Below are 21,406 nucleotides of genomic sequence, written 5' to 3'. Positions count from 1 at the left end.
CGATTCAACGATACTCTCAAGCGGATGCTTGGGACGCCGCCGCAACCGCACGACACGCGTAAAGCCGGAAAAAGTCGGGCCGTAAAGAAGCAGCCGACTAAGGCTTCTTCGGGCGCTTCCTCGAGCGATCCGGCGCCGCGCCTTCTGCTTAGGCGTTATTGGCTTCACCAATCCGCCGATAGGTGAGGCGCTTGCCTTCGATCATGGCAAGCAACGGGTCGTCGCGCTCGCGGTCGGCGATCTGGGGAGCCCTGCGGCGGTTGTAGCGGAAGTCGAACTCTGCAAGGTAGCGATGCAGGTACGCTTCGCCGCAATGCTGATAGGCGCGGATCATGCCGCGCTTGAATACGGAGACCACCCCTTCAGTCGTGTTGGAGTGGACAACCACATCGCCCTCGCGGCGGGCATACTCGCCAACGGCGTGATTGGTAGTCTTGTGTGTGGCGTACTCTTCACCAGTGTGGGTGTAGAGGCGCGACGAGACAAGTCGGTATAGAGCGTCGAGCGTTGGGCACGAGCACATCGCGCAAGGTTGAAGTAGTGGCATCATTCAGATGAAACATGCGGGCCTTGCCACTGCCCGACAAAGCCGACCACGATACGCTTCTGTGCGCCACCACCCTTGCCCTTATTGATGTAGGGGGCGGCTCTTGCGCTGCGGCGACGGCTGACGCGCGGCGTCTCGTGCTTGCCAATGTAGGTTTCGTCGGCTTCGACGGTCTTTTCTTCGCCGCCAACCGGGCCGGATGACTTCACGTCTTCGGCCATGGCTTCGCGAATGCGATGCGCCATGAACCATGCAGTCTTGTAGGTCACGCCAAGCATGCGGTGCAGCTGGTGCGCGCTTATGCCCTTCTTTGACGACGCCATGAGAAATGTCGCCAGAAGCCATTGGTTGAGCGGGATTTTGGAGCGTTCGAACACGGTCCCAACCGTCACTGTGAACTGTTCGCGGCATTCCATGCAATTGTACAGCCCGGGACGATGCGCCTTCCCATGCATCTGAGTGATGCGCTCAGGGTTGATGTTGCCGCAATGCGGGCAGATCGGACCGTTCGGCCAGCGCTGAGCCTCAAGGTGTTTGCGGGCTTCGTCGGCGTTTTGGAAAATCGAGCTGTCGAGGCGCATTACGATAACTCCTTGTGTCTGTTATCGCTTTTTGCGTGCTTTGTCAAGTATATATAAGTAAGCTTCCCCAACGCCGAGCCCGGCATTTCCGCGCCGCTCGACAGGATCACTGCGAAATGGATATGTGTGCCGCTTTCGTACCGCTGTATTCAGGGGAGGAGTAGCATGAACGGATTGGGGAAGGTGCTTTCGACGATACGGCCGCTGCTTGCCGGCGCGGTGCTTGTCGCTGGCTGGGCGGGCGCGGCTGCGGCCGAGAAGATCGCAGTGATTACGCCCTATCTCGCGCAGCCCGGCACGCAGTTCTACGTCGAAGGCTTCAAGGAAGCGGCCAAGAAGAATCCGGGTTGGGAAGTCAACGTCATCGACACATCCGGCGACGTTGCCGCCGTCGTGAGCCGCATCGAGGATGCGGTCAACCAGAAGGTCGATGCCATCGTCATCAGCGTCGATCCCGCGCAGGTCAGCGCCGGGCTTCAAACGGCCAAGGACGCGGGAATTCCGGTGTTCGGCATGGATGCCGGCGCCGACCCGCTGCTCGTCACCAACGTCACCAGCAACGGCTATGCCATGGCGGCCGAGACCAGCGTCTATGTCGCCAACCGCATCGGCGGCGCCGGCGATGTCGTGATGTTCGTGTTCGACGCATTCCCGCCGGTACAGGTACGCGGCGTGATCGCGGACGCCGTCTTCAAGAACTTTCCCGACATCAAGGTGATCGACCGGGTGACGCCCGACGTCCAGGACGGCGGCATTGCCGATTCGCGTGCCAAGATGGAGGCGATCCTGGCGGCGCATCCCGAGAAGGGCAGCATCAAGGCGGTATGGGCGGCCTGGGATCAGCCGGCACTCGGCGCTTTGCAGGCGATCGAGGCGGCCGGGCGCACCGATGAGGGCATCGTCATCGTCGGCATCGACGCCAACCCGCAGGCGCGCGAGGCGATCGCCGCCGGCGGCAATTTCGAGGCATCCGTCGCCCAGGATTTCGTCGGCATCGGCACCGCCACCGCCGAAGCGGTAGCGCGCACGCTCAAGGGCGAAAAGACAAAGCAGAACGTCATTTACGTGCCGACCAAGCTCGTCACATCAGCCAATGTCGGCGAGCTCGGCAAGTAGACGGCGGCGCGGAATCGCCCCCTCCACCACGCTTCGCGTGGTACCCGTCACTCGTGTAGGGGCAGCGTATTTGAGGTCGACTCCCACTCCGGTTCGCTTCGCGAACCACCTCTCCCCCGGTCGACGAGGGAGAGGAAGCGCCGGCCGCGATGCCGGGCTCCCTTCCTCTCCCCTTTTGAGGGGGAGAGGTGCCGAGCGAAGCGAGGCGGAGCGGGGGTCCGCGCCGCCATATGCGATTGCCCTGCGTTTACATTGGAGGAGGACCGCTGAAGGCGGTGGACGGGCCTGCACAAGCGCCAAGCGCGAAAAATTGCTGTAGGCGCGCATGCCGCTGTTTTCCGTCACAAATGTCTCGAAGGCCTATTCCGGCGTGCCGGCGCTGATCGATGCTTCGCTCGAGCTCGAGGCCGGCGAGGTGCATGCGTTGATGGGCGAGAACGGCGCCGGCAAATCGACGCTGATCAAGATCCTTGCGGGGGTGGTCGAGCCCGACAGCTGCGCCGTTACGCTCGACCGCAGGCGGGTGCGGCTGGACAGCCCCCAGAACGCTTTCGAGCATGGGCTGCGCTTCATCCACCAGGAGCTCAACGTCGTGCCGCAGCTCTCTGTGGCCGAAAACATGTTTCTCGGCCAGCGCTATCCCACAAGATTCGGCGCCTTTGTCGACTGGAAGGCGATCAACGCGCAGGCGACAGCGGCGCTCGAGCGGCTGCGGATTTCGGGCATCAAGCCCGGACGCAAGATGGCGCGGCTCTCGACCGGCGACCAGATGCTTGTGAGGATCGCAGGCACGTTGGTCGCCGACCCGTCCCGTCCCGCTTCGATCTTCGTGATGGACGAACCCACCGCCGCGCTGAGCAGCGAGGAGTCGGAGAGGCTGTTTGCCGTGATCGGCGAGCTCAGGGCCGCCGGCTGTGCCGTCCTCTATGTGTCGCACCGCATGGACGAGGTGATGCGCATCAGCGACCGCGTCACCATCATGCGCGACGGCCGCACGGTGAAAACCATGGCGATCGCCGCGACGGACAGACGAGAGATCATCCAGCTGATGACCGGCCGCGACGTGGGGGAAGCTTTTCCACCGCGGCGGGGTCCGATCGAAGATTCCGTTGCGCTCGACGTGCGCTCGCTTGCAAGCGAGCATGTCTCGGGAATCTCCTTCTCGCTGCGCAAGGGCGAGATCCTCGGCGTGGCCGGCCTCGCCAATGCCGGCCAGAGCGAGCTCATGCGTGCCATCATCGGCGCCGACGCGCAGCGCTCGCACCATGTCGCGCTGGACGGCTCGTTGCTCCCGGGGCTCAGCCCCGGAGCCGCCTGGCGCCGGGGTTTCGCCTATGTGCCACGCGAGCGCCGAAAAGAGGGACTGGTGCTGTCACGCAGCGTCACCGATAACGTCACGCTGCCGCATCTCGCCGAAACCAGCCTGCTCTCGGTCTTTCTCGACCGTCGACGTGAACGCGCCGTCGCAGGTGATCTCGGCAGGCAGGTTCGGCTCAAGGCGGCCCGTCTGTCGCAGCTCTGCCGCCATCTCAGCGGCGGCAACCAGCAGAAGGTGGTCTTTGCGCGCGCGATGGCAGGCAGGCCCGCAATCCTGCTGCTCGACGAGCCGACCCGCGGCGTCGACGTCGGTGCTAGGTTCGACATCTACACGCTGATGCGCGAGCTCAGCGAAGCCGGCACCTCGATCCTGATGTCGTCGTCGGACCTGCCCGAGCTGCTCGGCCTTTGCGACCGGATACTGATCATGCGCGACGGCCGCCAGCTGACAATCGAGCCGGCGGCAGGGCTCAGCCAGGCCGAGCTGCTGCATCTTTTCCACGATTAGGCCAATGCGGGCGGACGAATGCGAGGCAAGGACTTGACGAGGACACTCAGGCGCTACGGCACCCTGATCGGCTTCCTGGCGGTTGTGCTGTTCTTCTGGGCGAGCATCCCGGACACCTTCATGACAGCGCGCAACTGGCTCAACATCTCGCAGCAGATGAGCATGCTTGCGGTGGTCGCCTTCACCATGACAATCGTCATGACCATGGGGGATTTCGACCTGAGCGTCGGTTCGATGGCGAGCCTTGCCGGCATCGTCGCGGCTATCCTCTTCAGCCAGGGCTATTCCGTCACGGCCGGGCTCGCGGCAGCCCTCGCCATCGGGATCGCCGGCGGGCTGCTCAACGGATTCCTGGTCAGCATCGTCGGGATTCTCCCGTTCGTGGCCACGCTCGGCACGCTCACCATATTCAGCGGCTTCGCCTTCCTCGTCAGCGGCGGCAGGACGATCTTCGGCCGCGACATCCCGCCGTCATTCAGCGGTTTCGCAAGGGGCGGGATCGACCTCAACCTTTTCGGCGAGCTGCCTGTGATGCTGCCCTACATGACAATTGCCGCTCTGGTTGTGTTTCTGGCGGTCTGGCTGCTGCTCGAGCAGACCGCCTTCGGCCGCCGCCTCTATGCGATCGGCGGCAACAGGGAGGCTGCGCGCCTGGCCGGCGTGCCGGTCAGGTCGCTGAGGCTCACCGCCTTTGCGCTGACGGGGTTTGGTGCCGCGATCGGCGGCCTGATGTATGCCAGCCGCGTCGCCTCGGCTAATCCGACGCAAGGCAGCGGTCTCATGCTAAACGCCATTGCGGCTGTCTTCCTCGGCATGACCATGAGCGAGGAGGGCGAGCCGCGCGTTCACGCTACGCTGGTAGGAGTACTGATCCTCGGGGTGCTCGACAACGGGCTGACCCAGCTCGCAGTCGACAGCTATGTTCGCGAAATCCTGGTCGGCTCGATCATCGTCGCTGCGGTCGCGTTCTCGAGTTTCGGCCGGGGCAATGGGTAGCCATCTTCAGTCCTCGCTGCGCGCGCCGCGGCGATCGAGCCATGCCTGGATCTCGCCGACGATGCCGCGTCTGAAGAGCAGGACGCATGCCATGAAGATGAGGCCGGTGGCGATGGTGACCGGGAAGCCGGACGTCGCCAGCGAATTCTCGAGCGCCACGACGAGTGCCGCTCCCGCGACCGGACCTATCATCGTGCCGATGCCCCCGAGCAGGGTCATCAGGATGACCTCGCCGGACATCTGCCAGTCGACGTCGGTCAGCGTGGCGAACTGGAAGACGATCGCCTTCACCGCGCCGGCCAGCCCGGAAAGCGCGGCTGACATGACGAAAGCGGCGAGCTTGTATCTGGCGACCGAATAGCCCAGCGAGATGGCGCGGTTCTCGTTCTCGCGGATGGACCTGAGGATCATGCCGAAAGGCGAGTTGACGATCCGCCAGATGGCAAAAAGCCCGGCCAGGAATACGACCAGGACGAAGTAATAGATGGTGAGCGGCTGGTTCAGGTCGAACAGTCCGAACAGCTGTCCACGCGGCACGCCCTGTATACCATCTTCCCCTCCGGTGAACGGAGCCTGCAGGCAGAAGAAGTAGAACAGCTGCGCCAGCGCGAGCGTGATCATCGCGAAATAGATGCCGCGCCGCCGAATGGCAAAGAAGCCCATAACCAGGCCCATAGCGGCGGCACCAGCGACGCCGAGCAGGATGGCGGCCTCCGGCGGCCAGCCCCAGACCTTGGCCGCATGCGCCGTGAAGTAGGCGGCTCCGCCAAACATTGCGGCGTGGCCGAAAGAGAGCAATCCGGCATATCCCAAAAGCAAATTGAACGCGCAGGCAAACAGCGCGAAGCACAGCATCTTCATCAGGAAGATCGGGTAGACAAAGGCCGGAGCGACGAGCAGCGCTGCGATGGCGAGCGCAAGCAGCAGCCACTGCAGCCTGGTACCCTGGCCGACCCATGCCTGAGACACCGCCTGGTCCGCCATGTCAGGCGTCCTTCCCGAAGAGGCCGGCGGGCCTGACCAGCAGAACCAGCGCCATGATGACGAAAATCACGATGCTGGAAGCCTCGGGATAGAAGACTTTTGTCAGTCCCTCGACGAGACCGAGAACATAGCCCGTGACGATCGCACCGAGGACGGAACCCATGCCGCCGACCACCACGACGGCGAACACCACGATGATCAGGTTCGATCCCATCAGCGGGCTCACCTGGTAGACCGGCGCCGCCATGATGCCGGCAAGAGCCGCCAGCGCGGCGCCGGCCCCGTAGGTCAGGGTCAGCAGCAGCGGCACGTTCACGCCGAAGGCCTGGACGAGGCTCGGGTTCTCCGTCGCAGCCCTCAAATAGGCGCCGAGCCTCGTCTTCTCGATCGCAAACCAGGTGCCGAGGCAGACGACCAGTGAAGCGAGCACTATCCAGCCCCGATAGACCGGCAGGAACATGAAGCCGAGATTGGTGCCGCCGGCCAGCAGAGGCGGCGGCGCGTAGGGCTGTCCGGAGACGCCAAAGAAATAGCGGAACACGCCTTCGAGAACGAGGGCGAGGCCGAAGGTGAAGAGCAGGCCATAGAGCGGGTCGACCTTGTAGAGCCGCGACAACGCCAGGCGCTCGATGATGGCACTGAAAAGCCCGACAGCCAGCGGCGCTATGATGAGGGCCGGCCAGTAGCCGATGCCGCCCCAGGTGAGCAGCAGATAGCCGATGAAGGCGCCGAGCATATATTGGGCGCCATGGGCGAAATTGATGATGCGGAGCAGGCCGAAGATGATCGCAAGACCCAGGCTGAGCATTGCGTAGAATGAGCCGTTGATCAGCCCGACCAGCAATTGGCCGAGCAATGCCTGGACGGGAATCCCGAAAATCATCGTCATCGGGCGCTTACACTCCCAGCACCTCGTGTAGCAGGTCCATGCGGGCTTCCAGCTCGCCGACCGGAAAGCCGGAAGTCACGCGGCCATGCTCCATCAGGTAGAATCGATCGGCAACACGCCTGGCGAAGCGGAAATTCTGCTCGACCAGCAGCACCGTGATGCCGCGCGCTTTGAGCATCTGCAGCACCTCGCCGATCCGGCTGACGATGACTGGCGCCAGTCCTTCGGTCGGCTCATCGAGCAGCAGCAGCTTGACGCCGGTTCTCAGCATACGTGCGATCGCCAGCATCTGCTGTTCGCCGCCCGAAAGCTTGGTCCCCTGGCTCTTGCGCCGTTCCTTCAGGTTGGGGAAGAGCTCGAATATCTCCTCGACCGGCATGCCACCCGGTGCCACGACCGGCGGCAGCAGCAGGTTCTCGTCGACGGTCAGAGCCGAGAAGATGCCGCGCTCTTCCGGCACGAAGCCGATGCCGCAACGGGCGACGCGGTGCAGGGAGAGGCGAATCAGGTCGCGCTCGTCGAACATGATCGTGCCGGTGCGTTTTCGGACGAGCCCCAGGATGGCCCGCAATGTCGTGGTTTTGCCCACGCCGTTGCGGCCGAGCAAGGTGACTGTCTCGCCGCGAAAGACGTCGAGGTCGACACCGTGCAGAGCGTGGCCCTCGCCGTACCACGCGTTGAGGCCCCGCACCGAAAGCAGTGGAGCCTCAGCCATCCTCGGTTCCCATATAGGCGATTTTGACGCGGTCGTCGGAACTGACTGTCCGGTAGTCGCCGGCCGCCAATATCTGGCCACGCTGCATCACCGTCACCCAATCGCACAGATCGGCCACGACCGAGAGATTGTGCTCCACCATCAGAACGGCTCGCTCCTTCGAGACGGAGCGGATCAGGTCAGAAATCCTGGCGACATCTTCGTTGCCCATGCCCGCCATGGGCTCGTCGAGCAGCAGCACCTTGGGGTCGAGCGCGAGCGTTGTCGCGATCTCGAGCACGCGCTTGCGTCCATAAGACAGGTCGCCCGCCAGCCGATGGCGCAGCCTGGCAAGCCCGACGGCATCGAGCAGCTCTTCCGCCCGGGGATTGAGGCGGTCCAGCGCCGCAATGGGGCGCCAGAACTGGAAGCCGAGGCCCGCCTGCCGCTGCAGCGCGACGCGCAGATTGTCGCGCACGGTGAGGTGGGGGAAAACGGCAGAAATCTGGAACGAGCGCGCCAGACCCAGGCGCGCGACCCTGGCGGGCGAGGCGTAGGTGATGTCCTCGCCGAGCAGCGTGATCGTGCCGCTGCTCGGCTGCATGAACTTTGTCAGCAGGTTGAACACCGTGGTCTTGCCGGCGCCGTTCGGACCGATCAGGGCATGGATCTTGCCATGATGCACGTCGAGATCGACGTTCTTCACGGCAACGAAGCCGGCGAAATCACGCCTCAACCCGCGGGCAGACAGCACGGCTCCCCGCTGCGGCGCCCCGCCGCCTGTCAATTCCGGAGCGGGCGCCGTGTCGGTCACTTGCTGACGAGCGGACAACCGCTCTCTTCGGCTTTCATGAATGCCTCATCGCCGGGGATCGTGGCGAGGTAGGTATAGTAGTCCCAGTCTTTCTTGCTCTCTTCGGGCTTCTTCACCTGGTAGAGATACATGTCGTGGACCATTCTTCCGTTGGGCAGCACCTTGCCGTTTGCCGTGAACACGTCGTTGACCGGCATCTCATGAAGTTCTTTGGCCACGGCCTCGGTTTCGTCGGTCTTGGCTTTGTCGACGGCCTTGAGGTATTGCAGCACCGCCGAGTAGGTGCCGGCCTGGATCATGTTCGGCATCCTGCCGGTGCGCTTGAAGAAACGGTCAGCAAATTCGCGGCTCTTGTCGTCGCGGTCCCAGTAATAGCCTTCGGTCAACACGACGCCTTGTGCGGCCTGCAGCCCCAGCCCATGCACTTCCGCCAGTGTGAACAGCAGAGCCGCCAGCCGCTGCCCACCGGCGACGATGCCGAATTCCGCCGCCTGCTTGATGGAGTTCGTCGTGTCGAGCCCGGCATTTGCCAGCCCGACGATCTTGGCTCCCGATGACTGGGCCTGCAGCAGGAATGACGAGTAGTCCGTAGCGCCCAGCGGGTAGCGCACAGAGCCGAGCACCTTGCCGTTATGGCTCTTGATGAATTGCGTGGTCTGCTCCTCCAGGGAATAGCCGAAGGCGTAGTCCACGGTAATGAAGAACCAGGTGTCGCCGCCTTGCTTCACCAGTTCGCCACCAGTGCCGACCGCTTGCGAATGCGTGTCATAGGCCCAATGGAATCCATAGGGCGAGCATTGCTTGCCGGTGAGATCGGTCGTTGCCGCACCGGTGACGATGTCGATCTTCTTCTTCTCCTTCGAGAGGCCCTGCACGGCGAGCGCGACCGATGAGGTCGTCAGCTCCATGATGGCGTCGACCTGCTCGGTGTCGTACCACTGCCGGGCGATGTTGGACGCGATGTCTGGCTTGTTCTGATGATCCGCGCTGACCACCTCGATGGGTGCGCCCTGCACGGAACCGCCGAAATCCTCGACGGCCATTTTTGCCGCCTCTACCGACCATTTGCCGCCGAAGTCGGCATAGACGCCGGACTGGTCGTTGAGGATGCCGATCTTGACCTTCCCATCGGATATCTGAGCGGCCGTCGCCGGCACGGCGGTTGCGGCCAGAAGCGCTGCAGCAGCGAAGAGCAGTACTCTCACGGATCATTTCCTCCCTTTTTGTGGCCCGGCCAGAGATGGCAGGCCTCAGGGACGCTCAACACGCTCCGGTTGATCTTGGTTCCCGGAGACGCTGGCGTGCTGCTGACCGTAATGACTAGTAACATTTGAGCCGGGGAGCAGAGAACGCGCTTTTCGTCTAAGATCGAACGCAAACACTGCATTTCGATCACCTTCCGGTGAGCGCGGCGGGTGCCGGCAAATGCGAGAACTGCGGCTCAGGAATGCCGCGCGGGGAGGGATCGTCTTGAAGGAGGAAGGGATCATGTCGACCAGCACCACACTTGGCGAAGTCATGCGTGAGCTTGCCGCACTGGAGGACCCGAAGACGCGCGAGGCGAACGAGCAGCGTGGTGACGATCACGGTGTGAATCTCACCCAGCTGCGCGCCCTCGCCAAGCGGTTCAAGGCGCAGCATGACCTTGCAATCGAGCTCTGGGCAACAGGCGACACCGCTGCGCGCCTTCTCACGACTCTGCTGTGCAGGCCCAAGGCATTCTCCGTTGCCGAGCTCAACGGGATGATCCGTGACATCCGGTCTCCCAAGCTGCTCGACTGGTTTATCGTCAACGTGGTGAAGCCCGGCCGTCACGCCGAGGAACTCCGATTGAGCTGGAAGGATGGCGACGACCTCATCGGCCGCGCTGGCTGGAGCCTGACGACCGAACGGGTCGTCAAGAAGGCCGACGGGCTCGATCTCGGCGCACTGCTCGATCAGATCGAGAGGGAGATGAAGCAGGCGCCGGACCACAAGCAGTGGGCAATGAATCACTGCCTGGCCGAGATCGGCATCCATCATCCGGAATTTCGCAAGCGGGCGATCGGGATCGGCGAGCGGCTCGCCGTCCTCATCGACTATCCGGCGTCGCCCGGCTGCACCCCGCCCTACGCGCCGATCTGGATCAGCGAGATGGTTCGCCGACGTGAGGAGGCGCAGGTCTTATAAGGCTTGTGCGGTCCTGCTCAGCCAGAGCATGCAAAGCTCGCTCAGCCGCGATCTTGCCGGCCACGATCGCGCCTTCGACATAGCCCGGGAAGGATGGCGACAGCTCGGACGAGGCGAACTGGACCCTGTCGTCACCTTCGAGGAGCACCGCCTCTGCATTGCGCGCGTCCATCTCCATGATGAGGTCGCTGTAGCCGCCGCCGCTCCATCGGTCGTCGACCCAGTCGCGCAGGGTGAACGCGAGGAATTCTTCCGCTTCGGGGCCGAGCGCGGTGACGAGCCGTCTCGCCAGCTCCGCGCGGATGCCGGCTTCGCCGAGCCTGCGCCATTCGACCGCCAGCGGGCCGCCGATGTAGACGACCAGCGTCGGGTGGTCCGCGTCGCGACTGTTGTCGTGGGCAAAGAGGCCGTGAATGTCGCGCCAGGCGACCATCCCGTTCAAACCCTTGTCGCGCCAGAACGCACGGGCGTAGCGGAACTGGCCCTTCATCACCGTGCCGCTCTTCCAGGCATTGAGCGCCCGCGACAAGGGTTCCGGGAGGGCCGGCCTGTAGGCGATTCGCGATGCCGTCACCGGCGGCACCGCGACGATGACCTGGTCTGCCTCGAACAGCCTCGACGAGGTATGGACCTTGATCTTTCCGCTGCTGCGCTCGATCCTCGCGACCGCAGTGTTCAACATCAGGCGATCGCCGAGCTCAGCCGCCAGATCGTCGGCCAGCGAATGCATCGTCTCGGCCGGAAAATACTGAAGTTCCCAGACCGTATTGGTGATGCGGCGATCATTGTCGATCAGATACCATAGCGGGATCTCACCGATCGGCCGGCACCAGAGGCCTTCGATCATCGAGTTAAAGGCAGCTTTCGCCGCGAGCGGATCGCCCTGGCGCTCTAGCCACGCACCGACGGTCAGTCCCTTGATCGAGGGGTCGTCCGGATCGATGGCGTTCATGCGCTCGCGGATCGCCGTCGAGCCCGCGAAAATCCGTTCGCCCTCGGCTGCGCTCACGGGAGGCTGCGCCGTGAACGCGCCGTCGAGCGGCGTCTCGGCGAAGGTCTTGCCGTGACGGCGCGCAAGCGCCGTCACCTCCGTCATGTCGTCGCAGAAGAACTGACCTCCGCTGTCGAAGCGCTCGCCAAGGGCGTTGCGGAGCGACTCGACCCGTCCGCCAACGCGATCGCGAGCCTCCAGAACAACCACGTCAATGCTCCTGGAGGCGAGCTCGGTCGCAGCGGAAAGCCCCGCGAAGCCCGCCCCGACGACGATGACCTGATGACTGCTGCTCAAAAGCCCGCCAGGGTCTTTCATCTCGACAGAACGTCAGCCCACTCGGGATGGCGGCGGAATTGCGCATTGGCAAATGGGCAGAGCGGAATGATCTTCTTGCCCGCAGCCCGGGCATCCTCGACGGCTCGCGTGACGAGCCGCAGGCCAACGCCCTGGCCCCTAAAGGCGTCAGGCACTTCCGTATGGTCGATGATGATCATGCGTTCGCCGACCTTGCTGAAGGTCATCTCGGCGAGCGCGCCTTCTGGTGAACGATAGAGGTAGCGGCCCTTGGAGCCGCTATCCTCCAATTCGATCTTCGGCTCTGCCTCGCTCATTCGCTCTTCTCCTTGTTTTTCGTAATCATGCGCCCGTCCTTGCGGCATAAGCCGAAAAGAACCGCTTCGCCGCCTCAATTTCATTGGGACGGATTTCATGCCCGCCCTCATGCCACTCAACAGTGACATCGGCAGCAGCCGCGCGCAAATAGGCTTCCAGCCGCGAAGTGAGGTTCGGCGGGCAGATCGGATCGTGGCGCCCGGCCGTGATCAGAACGCGCTTGCCGGCCAGATCGCCGTCGATCTCGGGCTGGAACGGGATCAGCGGATGCATCAGCACCGCCGCGTCGAACAGCTCCGGTTCGGCGAAGACGACAGATGCAAGGATATTCGCCCCGTTCGAATAGCCGAGGCCGATCACGGCGGAGGGCTTCGTCACGTTCCGATGGGCGCGTATGAACGCCGCCATCTTCTTTGTGCGCAGCGCAAGGTCGTCCATGTCATAGACGCCCTCGCCTGTGCGCCGGAAAAAGCGCGCGGCGCCGAACTCCGAGACATCGCCGCGCGGCGAGACGATTGCCGCGGAAGGCAGCAGCTCGCGACCGAGCGAGACAAGCTGCCGCTCGTCACCGCCCGTGCCGTGAAAAAGGAAGAAGAGTGGGCTGCCCGGCGAACCGGGCAGCGCTGCATGGATGTAGCTATCTATGGACATGCTGTTTCTCCTCAGCCCTCGATCGGCTGCAGGTGCTTCTCGAGATAAGACCTGAGATGGGCGTGCTGCTTCGGCAGCTTCAGCGCTTCGCCGAGATGCGCCGTGTCCTCGTCTCGGTCGAAACCGGGCTCGTTGGTGGCTACCTCGAACAAGACCCCACCGGGCGTGCGGAAATAGATTGCCCAGAAGTAATCGCGATCGATGACCGGCGTCACCTGATAACCGGTGTCGACCAGCGCTTTGCGCACCTCGAGCTGCTTCGCACGGTTTTCCACGGCAAAGGCGATGTGATGCACGGAGCCCGCGCCGAGATCGGCATAGTTTGCGCCGGGAAGCGTCTCGATGTCGATCACGCCGGCGCCGTTGCCGTTTGCGATGGCGAGCCGCCTGATATTGCCGGAACTATCGACAGGTTCGTAACCCATGAATTTCAGAAGCTCCTCGGTCGCGCCGCCGTCCTTCAGCCTCAGCGAGGCAGAATGGAAGCCGCGGATTGCCTCGTCGGCCGGCACGCCGCCATGTGTCCAGGGCGCGCGTTCGTCGTCCTTGACCTCGACCAGCGCAAAGCTGTCGCCGTCCGGACCGTCGAACAGCAAGCGGTTCTCACCGAAGCTCGCATCGGCTTTAAGGCCGGTGACACCTTCCTTCATCAGGCGCTCGCGCCAATAGCGGAGCGTGCCTTCCGGTATGGAGAACACTGTCGTGCCGACCTCGCCGACGCCATGGCGGCCCCTGCCGATATTGGGAAAGGGGAAATAGGTCATAACAGAGCCCGGCGTGCCGACCTCGTCGCCATAATAAAGATGATAGACATCCGGCGCGTCGAAATTGACCGTCTTCTTCACGCGGCGCAGGCCGAGCTTATGGGTGAAGAAGTCATTGTTCTCGCGTGCATCCTTTGCCATCGAGGTCACGTGGTGCAGGCCCTTGATCTGGTCGAGCATATCGAGCTCCTTTCGGCTCTTGTTCCTGCAGCATGATATCGTCCGAAAAACCCGCAACTTTCCTGTGTGCCGAGTTTCGGGATCATGCTCTGAAGCGGCAGCGCCGCGATGCAGGGAATATGGCGGCAGTTGCCGATGGCGGGGAGATATGCTGACCGATATGGACCGTCTACTTTTAGTGAACAATCGCGCCTGGATTGTTCAATGTCTTGGCCTGCTTGCGTCGCGCAGCTGAATCGGCTCGATGTAGGCGTATTCAATCGAGGGCGGCGGATGGCCAAACGACCCAATCTCCTCTTGATCACTTGCGACCAGTGGCGCGGCGAATGTCTCTCGGCAGCCGGCCATCCGGTCGTGAAGACGCCGCATGCCGACGCGCTTGCGGCAGAAGGGGTGCTTTTCCGGCGCCACTATGCAGGAGCCGCGCCGTGTGCGCCGGCACGGGCCTGTCTCTATACCGGTCTCTACCAGATGACCAATCGCGTCTGCCGCAACGGCACGCCGCTCGATATGCGTCATGGCAACATCGCGCTTTTCGCACGCCGTCTCGGTTATGCTCCGACATTGTTCGGCTATTCCGACAGCGCGCCCGACCCGCGCCTGTTCTCGCCCAGCGATCCGGTGCTCACCACCTATGAAGGCGTTCTTGCCGGCTTCACGGCGCGGCAGCTTCTGCCAGAACACCAGAGGCCATGGCTCTCGTGGCTCGCTGCCCAGGGCGTCGACGCAAGCGCAGGGTTCCCGTGGATTCACCGGCCTGTCGGAGGGGGAGGAGGCGTCACCAATGCGCCGCCCGCTTATTCGAAGGACGAGACCCCGGCCGCCTTCATCGCGCAAGAGTTCATACGCTGGCTGAGCGAGCAGGATACAGGCTGGTTTGCGCATCTGTCCTTCCTTTCGCCACACCCGCCCTTCGTAGTGCCGGAGCCCTACAACGCCATGTACGATCCGGCCGATGGACCGCAGTTCCGACGGGCTGCGACGAGAGATGCCGAGCAGCGGATACATCCCAGCATCGGCCTCGAATTTGAAACGCAGAGGAAGGAGAACTTCGTCGTCGGCCAGGACGGCAAAGTCGCCGATTGGGACGACGCCGCATTCCGGCAGATACGTGTGCTCTATTACGGCATGATCTCGGAGGTCGACACGCAGCTTGGCCGCGTCTTTTCGAGCCTCAGGAACAGCGGCCAGTGGGACGACACGATCGTCATCCTCACTTCCGACCATGCGGAGATGATGGGAGACCATTTCATGCTCGGCAAAGGCGGTTTCTTCGATGGCAGCTACCATGTCCCCCTGATCATTCGCGATCCCGGCAGAAGAGAGATGTCGGGCCGCAAGGTGGAGGCCTTCACGGAGGCTGTCGACATCCTGCCCACCGTGCTCGATCTTTTGGGCGGCAAGATCCCGGCCCATCTCGACGGGCGATCGCTGGTGCCGTTCCTTTCCGGCGAGCACCCGACAGGCTGGCGCGATGCCGCACATTGGGAATTCGACTTCCGATCGATCACGGCAGGAATTGCAGAGCGGCACTTCGGCATATCATCGCGCCAGTGCAATCTGGCGGTAGTCCGTACCGAGCGATTCAAATATGCGCATTTCGGCGGGGGACTGCCGCCGGTGCTGTTCGACCTCGCCGACGATCCTGCAGAGACGGTGAACCTCGCCGAAGACCCGGCCTATCAGCCTGTCCGGGTCGAGATGGCCGAGCGACTGCTTGCCTGGCGCGCCGAACATCTCGACCAATCATTGGCGCTATCGGAGCTGACTGAAGGCGGGGTCGCTGGCGAATATCACGCGTTGCCGTGACGCCTCGGATTTGTCCGAAACCGCTGCGCAGTCTCGATCCGATGCTCTGAGGGCCCGCGCTGTGACCGGCGCGGGCCCTCCGGTTGCTGTGAGACGGTTCGAAGTTACTGTGCGGTCCCGGAAGGGGCAGGTGTCGTGGAACTCGGTTCGGTCGAGCCGGTGCCGATCGACCCAGTCGCCGGCGAGGCCGGCTCGTAACGCGAGCGGTCGAAATCCGGCATGCTCTGGAGCTGCTCCTTGGTCGCGTCCGTCACCAGCCAGCGGTCGCCATTGCCCTCCATCCAGGAGAGCTTGGGAAAGTCGATCGCGACGTTCTTTTCGCCGATCCCGAGAAAGCCTCCGACGCCGATGACCACCGACTTCACGGTTCCGTTCGAATCGACGACGAGGTCGTTCACGTCGCCGATCTTTTCGGCGTTGTCGCCTGTCCCATTATAGACATTCTCGCCAATATAGTTGCTCGCCAGATATCCTTCGGCCTGAACTGCTCTTGGCGGCTCGGACGCCGTCGACGGTGCCGTAGACTGCTGGGCGTAAACGGCCCCCGTCGCGACAAATGTCGCAAGCGCTGTGGTGACCAACAGATTGCGGATCATGATGCCTTCTCCTTCGAATCCTTGTTCGCAGAACTGCGTGGCGCGCCGAGTTGCACTATTAGAGGCATGGCCGGGCGCGGCCTCACGTGTTCTCAGTTCACAACGTCGCGAGCACATAGTGGTTCCTTTGTATTAGATTCCACGAATAATCGTGCGCGCAGACGTCGTCGGTTCGGAACCTTTTCGCAAACTGTCTCTTTCCTTGCGATCAGCTTGCTTCGGCCCGTTTATCCTCGCTACTCACTGTCGATTGCATTCGAGGCCAAGTTTTCCAGATGCGCTTCATTGCGGTGCTCAATAAGGACGGCGGAACGCTGCGTACGATCGATCTCGACGAATTCAGCGGGAGAATGACCGATATCCTGGGCAAGGCAGGTCATGAACTCGATATCGAGGCCGTATCGGGCGCCGATGTCGACGATGCACTTCGAAGGGCTGCCGCGAGCCAGGCCGAGGTCGTGATCGTCGGCGGCGGCGACGGCAGCGTATCGAGCGCGGCTGCTGCGTTGATGGGCAAAGGGAAGGCGCTTGCCATCCTGCCGGCGGGAACGATGAACCTGTTCGCCCGTGGATTGGGGATCCCGCTTTCGCTCGATGCTGCGATGGATGCCTTCGCCCATGGTCAGGTCAGACCCGTCGATATGGCGAGCGCCAACGGCCGGCCTTTCATCCATCAGTTCTCGATCGGCATGCATGCAGAGATGGTCGGCATGCGAGAGGGCATGGAGTTCGCTTCGCGGCTGGGGAAGATCGGGGCTTCCGTTCGGGCTGCGTTCGCCACTCTGCTCGACCCGCCATCGCTCAGTATCGCGTTGAACATCGGCGATGCCGATATGCTGACGCGGACCACTGCCATCAGCATCACCAACAACCTGTTCGGAGAAGGTCATCTGCCCTATGCAGATTGCCCTGACGGCGGCGTGCTCGGCATCTATGTTACCGTCGCCCGCGGCAAAGGGCAGCTTGTGCGCCTTTTCCTCAACATCGCGAGGGGGCGCTGGCGCGACAATCCGCATATCGAGATCCACGAGAGCGAAAGAGCCGTGCTGAAGCTCCTTTCGGGGCGAGAAAAGCGGCTTTGTGTCATCGACGGAGAGCTGCTGCCGCTCGACCGCGTGACCGCCTTTGAGATTCACAAGAAGGTCCTCAACGTGCTCGTTCCGTCCTGAGCGGAGAGCGCAATCCGAACGAGGTCAGGTGAGGAGCAGGGTGGGGGGAGGTTCGATCATCGCCGAAGTCCTGCCCTGCGGAGGCTCGATCGTCCTGCCATAGATCTCGACGAGGGCCCAGACGATGAAGGCAAGGAGCAGGCCTCCCAGCAGAATGAGGAGAACGTTGCGGCCGCGCCGACCCTGGCGCGCCTTGTCGGTCGGGATGGTTTTGGGCATTGCGGCTCCCTCCACAGGACAATGTGTGTCGAGGGGTAAATCGTGAGCCGCGGCCGTGGTTCCACTCAAAGGCCCACCTCGGTGGCCGCAATCCTGTGCTATCGGCGCAGCTACTTGCGCAGCTTGTCGAGGTCGTCGGGAGTTTTCTTCCGGTTCTCCCGGTAGATCGCATAGGCTGCGAGCGCGACCAAGGGGCCGATAATGCCGGCTTTGCTTCGCAGCAGAATCGGTAGCGCGCTGACCGCCCCAGCTCCCGCAATCGTCGCCAGATCAATACCCCGGCGACTTCGCTTTCGGCGGACCGAAATGACGATCGATTTGACCGCAAGGACGATTCCGGCCAGCACGAGAAAGGCGATGCCAAAGCCGATCGCCGCCTCGATGCCGCCGAAGCGGCGGGCAGTCGTCATGTAAAGCGCAGCGATCAGAAAGCCGAGCCCACAAAGACAAAGGACGGCAGCAAGCAGATAGGCTATCGCAGTCCACTTGGCGCGCCGCGCCATGTCCACCGCTTCGCCGGAGACGAAGGCTGCAATCAGCGAAGCCAGCATTCGGGGAACTCCAGAGCGGGATGAATTCGAGCGGAGCCATTCATCCCGCTCTAGTTTCCTTGTTCTTGCAGCATGATCCAATCCGAAAAAGTCTACAACCTTTTGCTATGCTGACCTTCGGTTCGGGATCATCTTTCGGGATTATCCTCTAGCGACGCGACATCATCGCAAACAGGAACCCGATTCCTGCGGCAATTGCCAGCGCCGTTACCGGTTTCTCGCGCACCGTATCTGCGAGCCGCCTCTCCAGGTCGCCCGCATTTGCCCTTAGCTGCTCCAAGGCCGCCTCGCCTTGCGCTCTCATCTGTTCCATACCTTCACTGGCAACACGGCGCGCAGCGCCGTAGGAATGCTGGCCCGTCTCCTGAAGCTGTCTGGCCAGTTTGGCGATATCGCTTTTCAGCTGCTCTATTTCAGCGTTGAGGTCTTCGTTCCTCTGCGAGCCGTTCTTGTCGGTGGCCATTCCGGGGCCTGCCATGCCCGGTCCTGCCATTCCCGGTCCTGCTTTTGCCATGCTGATCCTCCCTGCGTTGTGCTGACGTGAATGTTTCGAATGAGCAAACGCTGCTGGGTGCATCGTGGTTCCTCCCCGGGAACCCGTCATCGCAAGATTGCGTTTGATAAGGCAGTTCCACCGGAAATACCGATGTCGAACCGCACCGCGAAGAAGGCCCCCATTGTCCGGCCTCCGAAAAAGGCGCCGATCGTCCGGCTTCCTCCAAAATCGAACTTCGAGCTTTTCCTGGCACGCGGCTCACAAGTCGCCATGGTCTTCGTCGGCCTCATCGCCTTCGTGTTCGCGCTGGACGCTGGCGAATACATCCTTGCGCCGGTGGCGACAGGCATCGTTGTCGGCCTGATGCTCGGGCCCGTCGCATCCGAACTCGAGCGCCACGGCGTGCCCCCCAAGCTGTCGGCTTTCGCGGTGTTCGTGCTGTTCATCCTTGTCGTCGGGCTCTTTGCGCTGGTGGTCGCCACTCCCCTTTCGCTGTGGAGCGGCCGCATCCCGCAGATGTGGCAACAGCTCCAGAACCAGCTCTCACAGTTGAAGCAGCCGATCGAGGCGCTAAGCGCCGCACGCGACGAGTTGCGTAACGCCATCGGCAACAAGGGGCTTACCGTTTCGGTCGACGAAGGCCTGCCCGTGGAGAGCATGGCGACGCTGGCGCCAGCGGTGGGAGCGCAGATCCTCATTTTCTTGGCCAGCCTCTACTTTTTTGTCGCGACACGGCACGAGACGAGGGTGGCGGTCCTGAAGCTCTGCATCACGCGCCGGCTTCGCTGGCGGGTCGCGCATATTTTCCGCGACGTCGAAGCCCTGGTCTCGAGCTATCTGCTGTCGGTTACCATCATCAACGTGACAGAAGGTGTTGCCGTCGGGCTCGGCCTCCATCTGATCGGCCTTCCTTCCGCGATTCTATGGGGTGCGCTGGCGACCGTCGCCAATTTCGTGGTCTTCCTCGGGCCGCTGCTGATGACCATTGTGCTCTTTGCGGTCGGGCTCACCCAATTCGACACGCTGAGTGGCGCGCTCATACCGCCGCTCGTCTACCAGGCGATAAACCTCATCGAGTCGCAGTTCGTGACGCCATTGGTGATCGGCCGCACCATGACGCTCAACCCATTCCTGATCGTGCTGGCGCTGGTCTTCTGGCTCTGGCTGTGGGGTCCGCTTGGCGGCTTCATCGCCATTCCAGCCCTGCTCGTCTGCTATGCCGTCATACGAAACACCTTCCCGGGGACCGATTGGCCGGATTTCGTGAAACATGACCGACGCTGAGCGGGAATGAGTCTCTCTGTCGACCGGGATCCGGCGAATTCCTTGCTGCCCTGCTTTTTCCAAATGACATGCCGGGCAAATTTGGTCATCAATGATCGTCGGGAGCGCGGGGCCGTCGTGTAGGAGCGTTCAACCGTGTCGGCCGACGCACTTAGGGATCTTCGCATCCTGCTGCTCGAAGATGATTTTCTGATAGCCATGCACGTCGAATCATTGTGCCGCGACTACGGTGCAGCAGAGGTCGTCGTCAGGCACGGTCTCGATGAAGTCGATGAGAAGATGGTGGCCGATTTCGACGTCGCCATCATCGACGTCTTGCTTTCCGGCGTTTCGGCCCTGCCCCTTGCGGAACAGCTCGCGAAGTCCGGCAGGCCCTTCGTGCTGGCCTCGGCCTATGTCGAAGTCGAGGAGGTTAAGAAAGATTTCCCAGGCGTCCCGGTGATCGGAAAGCCCTTTGCGGGAGACGACCTCGTCGCGGCCGTGGCAACGGCCGCGGGTCGAACCTAGCGCGGCGGGAACGAGCGCGCGCTCTTCGCCTTGCAGCACGATCCCGAAATGTCGGTTCGGGATCGTTCCCTGATCGCAATCAGGTCGCCGAGGAGCCCATCACCTGGGCGGAGATAGCGTCCGGCCCGTATTCGGCCTCGCCGGAAATCTTCAATATCTCCTGGAGCCGTGCGCGAGCGCGGCTTACCCGGCTCTTGATCGTGCCCACCGCGCAATCGCAGATCTCGGCCGCCTCTTCGTAGGAAAAACCGGATGCGCCGATGAGGATGATCGCCTCGCGCTGATCCTCGGGGAGCTGCTGCAGCGCCTTGCGGAAATCATCCAGGTCGAGCTTGCCTTCCTGGCTCGGATGCACGGCCAGCCTCGCGGTCATGGCGCCTTCGCTGTCCTGCACCTCGCGTCCGCGTTTGCGCATCTGCGAATAGAACTCGTTGCGCAGGATGGTGAACAGCCATGCTTTGAGATTGGTGCCGGGTTGGAAGCTCGCTTGCTTGTCCCATGCCTTGACCAGCGTCTCCTGGACGAGGTCGTCGGCCCGGTCGGAGTTTTGTGCGAGCGACACCGCAAACGCTCTCAGGCTGGGAATGGCCGCGAGCAGGTCGGACTTGAATGTATCCGACATCAGCTTTCGGCCTTTGTTTCAGTCGCCTCCAGCCGACCCTCAAGCTCGGCGTGTTCCAACCGGGTCAAGAGCTCCGCAAAGCGGTCGGGCACATCAAGCGAAAGCAACTCATCGTGGTATTGCTTCAGTTTCCGGGCAATTTCCGAATTGGGGCCGAGAAGATCGGCCGATGATGTCCTCTCCCGCATCGGCCTCGTGCCCCGCGCTTCACTTTTCGTTTTTGTCATGGACCTGAATTGCCCCACCCTTTCTGCCGTCACACACCTGGCCCCCGAAGCATCAGGCGCGCAGATATCCCTCAGCAAGATGAACTCCCGCCGATTGGGCGGCTAACGCC

At 62.6% G+C, this 21,406-nt stretch carries 23 protein-coding genes and 1 pseudogene; 8 read left to right on the top strand and 16 right to left on the bottom strand.

Annotated features, from left to right (window positions below; all coding sequences use genetic code 11):
• Window positions 1–148: 148 nt before the first annotated feature.
• Window positions 149–1,128 (bottom strand): annotated as a pseudogene (locus SAZ10_RS08040) (IS1595 family transposase).
• 165 nt (window positions 1,129–1,293) lie between these two features.
• On the opposite strand from SAZ10_RS08040, the gene SAZ10_RS08035 reads away from it, so the two are divergent.
• The 3 genes from SAZ10_RS08035 to SAZ10_RS08025 all read left to right on the top strand — a co-directional run bounded on the left by SAZ10_RS08035 (window position 1,294) and on the right by SAZ10_RS08025 (window position 5,065).
• The gene (locus SAZ10_RS08035) at window positions 1,294–2,244 is read left to right on the top strand and encodes a substrate-binding domain-containing protein (protein ID WP_318608689.1); all 951 of its coding nucleotides are present in this window, start codon (window positions 1,294–1,296) and stop codon (window positions 2,242–2,244) included.
• 325 nt (window positions 2,245–2,569) lie between these two features.
• The gene (locus SAZ10_RS08030) at window positions 2,570–4,069 is read left to right on the top strand and encodes a sugar ABC transporter ATP-binding protein (protein WP_318608688.1); all 1,500 of its coding nucleotides are present in this window, start codon (window positions 2,570–2,572) and stop codon (window positions 4,067–4,069) included.
• A gap of 33 nt (window positions 4,070–4,102) precedes the next feature.
• On the top strand, window positions 4,103–5,065 hold the full coding sequence (locus SAZ10_RS08025) for an ABC transporter permease (protein WP_318608687.1): 963 nt from the start codon (window positions 4,103–4,105) through the stop codon (window positions 5,063–5,065).
• A 6-nt stretch (window positions 5,066–5,071) separates the two neighbouring features.
• On the opposite strand, the gene SAZ10_RS08020 is transcribed toward SAZ10_RS08025, so the two are convergent.
• From SAZ10_RS08020 to SAZ10_RS08000, 5 genes are read right to left on the bottom strand one after another with little or no spacing between them, the layout of a single operon-like run.
• Entirely contained in the window at window positions 5,072–6,049 is a 978-nt protein-coding gene (locus SAZ10_RS08020; RefSeq protein WP_318608686.1) for a branched-chain amino acid ABC transporter permease, read from the bottom strand.
• A 1-nt stretch (window position 6,050) separates the two neighbouring features.
• The gene (locus tag SAZ10_RS08015) at window positions 6,051–6,938 is read right to left on the bottom strand and encodes a branched-chain amino acid ABC transporter permease (RefSeq protein WP_318608685.1); all 888 of its coding nucleotides are present in this window, start codon (window positions 6,936–6,938) and stop codon (window positions 6,051–6,053) included.
• 7 nt (window positions 6,939–6,945) lie between these two features.
• On the bottom strand, window positions 6,946–7,653 hold the full coding sequence (locus tag SAZ10_RS08010) for an ABC transporter ATP-binding protein (protein ID WP_318608684.1): 708 nt from the start codon (window positions 7,651–7,653) through the stop codon (window positions 6,946–6,948).
• Window positions 7,646–8,419, bottom strand: coding sequence for an ABC transporter ATP-binding protein (locus SAZ10_RS08005; RefSeq protein ID WP_318609113.1), 774 nt, complete (start codon window positions 8,417–8,419; stop codon window positions 7,646–7,648). The genes SAZ10_RS08010 and SAZ10_RS08005 overlap by 8 nt, the downstream gene beginning before the upstream one ends.
• Before the next feature lie 23 nt (window positions 8,420–8,442).
• Window positions 8,443–9,651, bottom strand: a complete 1,209-nt coding sequence (locus tag SAZ10_RS08000) for an ABC transporter substrate-binding protein (protein ID WP_318608683.1) — start codon at window positions 9,649–9,651, stop codon at window positions 8,443–8,445.
• Between the two features lie 283 nt (window positions 9,652–9,934).
• On the opposite strand from SAZ10_RS08000, the gene SAZ10_RS07995 reads away from it, so the two are divergent.
• Window positions 9,935–10,615, top strand: a complete 681-nt coding sequence (locus SAZ10_RS07995; RefSeq protein WP_318608682.1) for a DNA alkylation repair protein — start codon at window positions 9,935–9,937, stop codon at window positions 10,613–10,615.
• Here the strand turns inward: SAZ10_RS07995 and SAZ10_RS07990 are convergent.
• Genes SAZ10_RS07990 through SAZ10_RS07975 form a run of 4 tightly spaced genes read right to left on the bottom strand, consistent with a single transcriptional unit; the run spans window position 10,572 to window position 13,816 of the window.
• The gene (locus SAZ10_RS07990) at window positions 10,572–11,903 is read right to left on the bottom strand and encodes a flavin monoamine oxidase family protein (RefSeq protein WP_318608681.1); all 1,332 of its coding nucleotides are present in this window, start codon (window positions 11,901–11,903) and stop codon (window positions 10,572–10,574) included. The genes SAZ10_RS07995 and SAZ10_RS07990 overlap by 44 nt on opposite strands.
• Window positions 11,904–11,920: 17 nt before the next feature.
• Window positions 11,921–12,220, bottom strand: coding sequence for a GNAT family N-acetyltransferase (locus SAZ10_RS07985; protein WP_318608680.1), 300 nt, complete (start codon window positions 12,218–12,220; stop codon window positions 11,921–11,923).
• A gap of 25 nt (window positions 12,221–12,245) precedes the next feature.
• Window positions 12,246–12,872 carry an alpha/beta hydrolase gene (locus SAZ10_RS07980; protein ID WP_318608679.1) on the bottom strand — a complete coding sequence of 209 codons (627 nt, stop codon included), beginning with the start codon at window positions 12,870–12,872 and terminating at the stop codon, window positions 12,246–12,248.
• A gap of 11 nt (window positions 12,873–12,883) precedes the next feature.
• On the bottom strand, window positions 12,884–13,816 hold the full coding sequence (locus SAZ10_RS07975) for a VOC family protein (protein WP_318608678.1): 933 nt from the start codon (window positions 13,814–13,816) through the stop codon (window positions 12,884–12,886).
• 273 nt (window positions 13,817–14,089) lie between these two features.
• Here SAZ10_RS07975 and SAZ10_RS07970 point away from each other — a divergent pair, with 273 nt between their 5' ends.
• Window positions 14,090–15,625 carry an alkaline phosphatase family protein gene (locus SAZ10_RS07970; protein WP_318608677.1) on the top strand — a complete coding sequence of 512 codons (1,536 nt, stop codon included), beginning with the start codon at window positions 14,090–14,092 and terminating at the stop codon, window positions 15,623–15,625.
• A gap of 104 nt (window positions 15,626–15,729) precedes the next feature.
• Here the strand turns inward: SAZ10_RS07970 and SAZ10_RS07965 are convergent, their stop codons facing one another.
• Window positions 15,730–16,221, bottom strand: a complete 492-nt coding sequence (locus tag SAZ10_RS07965; RefSeq protein ID WP_318608676.1) for a PRC-barrel domain-containing protein — start codon at window positions 16,219–16,221, stop codon at window positions 15,730–15,732.
• A gap of 275 nt (window positions 16,222–16,496) precedes the next feature.
• On the opposite strand from SAZ10_RS07965, the gene SAZ10_RS07960 reads away from it, so the two are divergent.
• Window positions 16,497–17,390, top strand: a complete 894-nt coding sequence (locus tag SAZ10_RS07960; RefSeq protein WP_318608675.1) for a diacylglycerol kinase family lipid kinase — start codon at window positions 16,497–16,499, stop codon at window positions 17,388–17,390.
• A gap of 24 nt (window positions 17,391–17,414) precedes the next feature.
• On the opposite strand, the gene SAZ10_RS07955 is transcribed toward SAZ10_RS07960, so the two are convergent.
• The 3 genes from SAZ10_RS07955 to SAZ10_RS07945 all read right to left on the bottom strand — a co-directional run bounded on the left by SAZ10_RS07955 (window position 17,415) and on the right by SAZ10_RS07945 (window position 18,623).
• Window positions 17,415–17,609, bottom strand: a complete 195-nt coding sequence (locus SAZ10_RS07955; RefSeq protein WP_318608674.1) for a hypothetical protein — start codon at window positions 17,607–17,609, stop codon at window positions 17,415–17,417.
• Between the two features lie 110 nt (window positions 17,610–17,719).
• Window positions 17,720–18,160 (bottom strand): hypothetical protein, encoded by a 441-nt coding sequence (locus SAZ10_RS07950; RefSeq protein ID WP_318608673.1) that lies wholly within the window; start codon window positions 18,158–18,160, stop codon window positions 17,720–17,722.
• Window positions 18,161–18,308: 148 nt separating this feature from the next.
• On the bottom strand, window positions 18,309–18,623 hold the full coding sequence (locus SAZ10_RS07945) for a hypothetical protein (protein WP_318608672.1): 315 nt from the start codon (window positions 18,621–18,623) through the stop codon (window positions 18,309–18,311).
• 183 nt (window positions 18,624–18,806) lie between these two features.
• Here SAZ10_RS07945 and SAZ10_RS07940 point away from each other — a divergent pair, with 183 nt between their 5' ends.
• Entirely contained in the window at window positions 18,807–19,940 is a 1,134-nt protein-coding gene (locus tag SAZ10_RS07940) for an AI-2E family transporter (protein WP_318608671.1), read from the top strand.
• Between the two features lie 135 nt (window positions 19,941–20,075).
• The gene (locus SAZ10_RS07935; protein ID WP_318608670.1) at window positions 20,076–20,447 is read left to right on the top strand and encodes a response regulator; all 372 of its coding nucleotides are present in this window, start codon (window positions 20,076–20,078) and stop codon (window positions 20,445–20,447) included.
• 79 nt (window positions 20,448–20,526) lie between these two features.
• On the opposite strand, the gene SAZ10_RS07930 is transcribed toward SAZ10_RS07935, so the two are convergent.
• Window positions 20,527–21,069: a sigma-70 family RNA polymerase sigma factor gene (locus tag SAZ10_RS07930; protein WP_318608669.1), complete on the bottom strand. Its 543-nt coding sequence runs from the start codon at window positions 21,067–21,069 to the stop codon at window positions 20,527–20,529.
• A complete protein-coding gene (locus SAZ10_RS33575; protein WP_412535178.1) occupies window positions 21,069–21,374 on the bottom strand; it encodes a NepR family anti-sigma factor in 306 nt (101 codons plus the stop codon). The genes SAZ10_RS07930 and SAZ10_RS33575 overlap by 1 nt, the downstream gene beginning before the upstream one ends.
• Between the last annotated feature and the right edge of the window lie 32 nt (window positions 21,375–21,406).

The sequence above is a fragment of the Mesorhizobium sp. BAC0120 genome (genome assembly GCF_033542235.1).
Lineage (GTDB): Bacteria > Pseudomonadota > Alphaproteobacteria > Rhizobiales > Rhizobiaceae > JAWRCU01.
The sequence above is the reverse complement of the archived record's forward strand: the minus strand, read 5'-3'. Positions and strand labels throughout refer to the sequence as shown.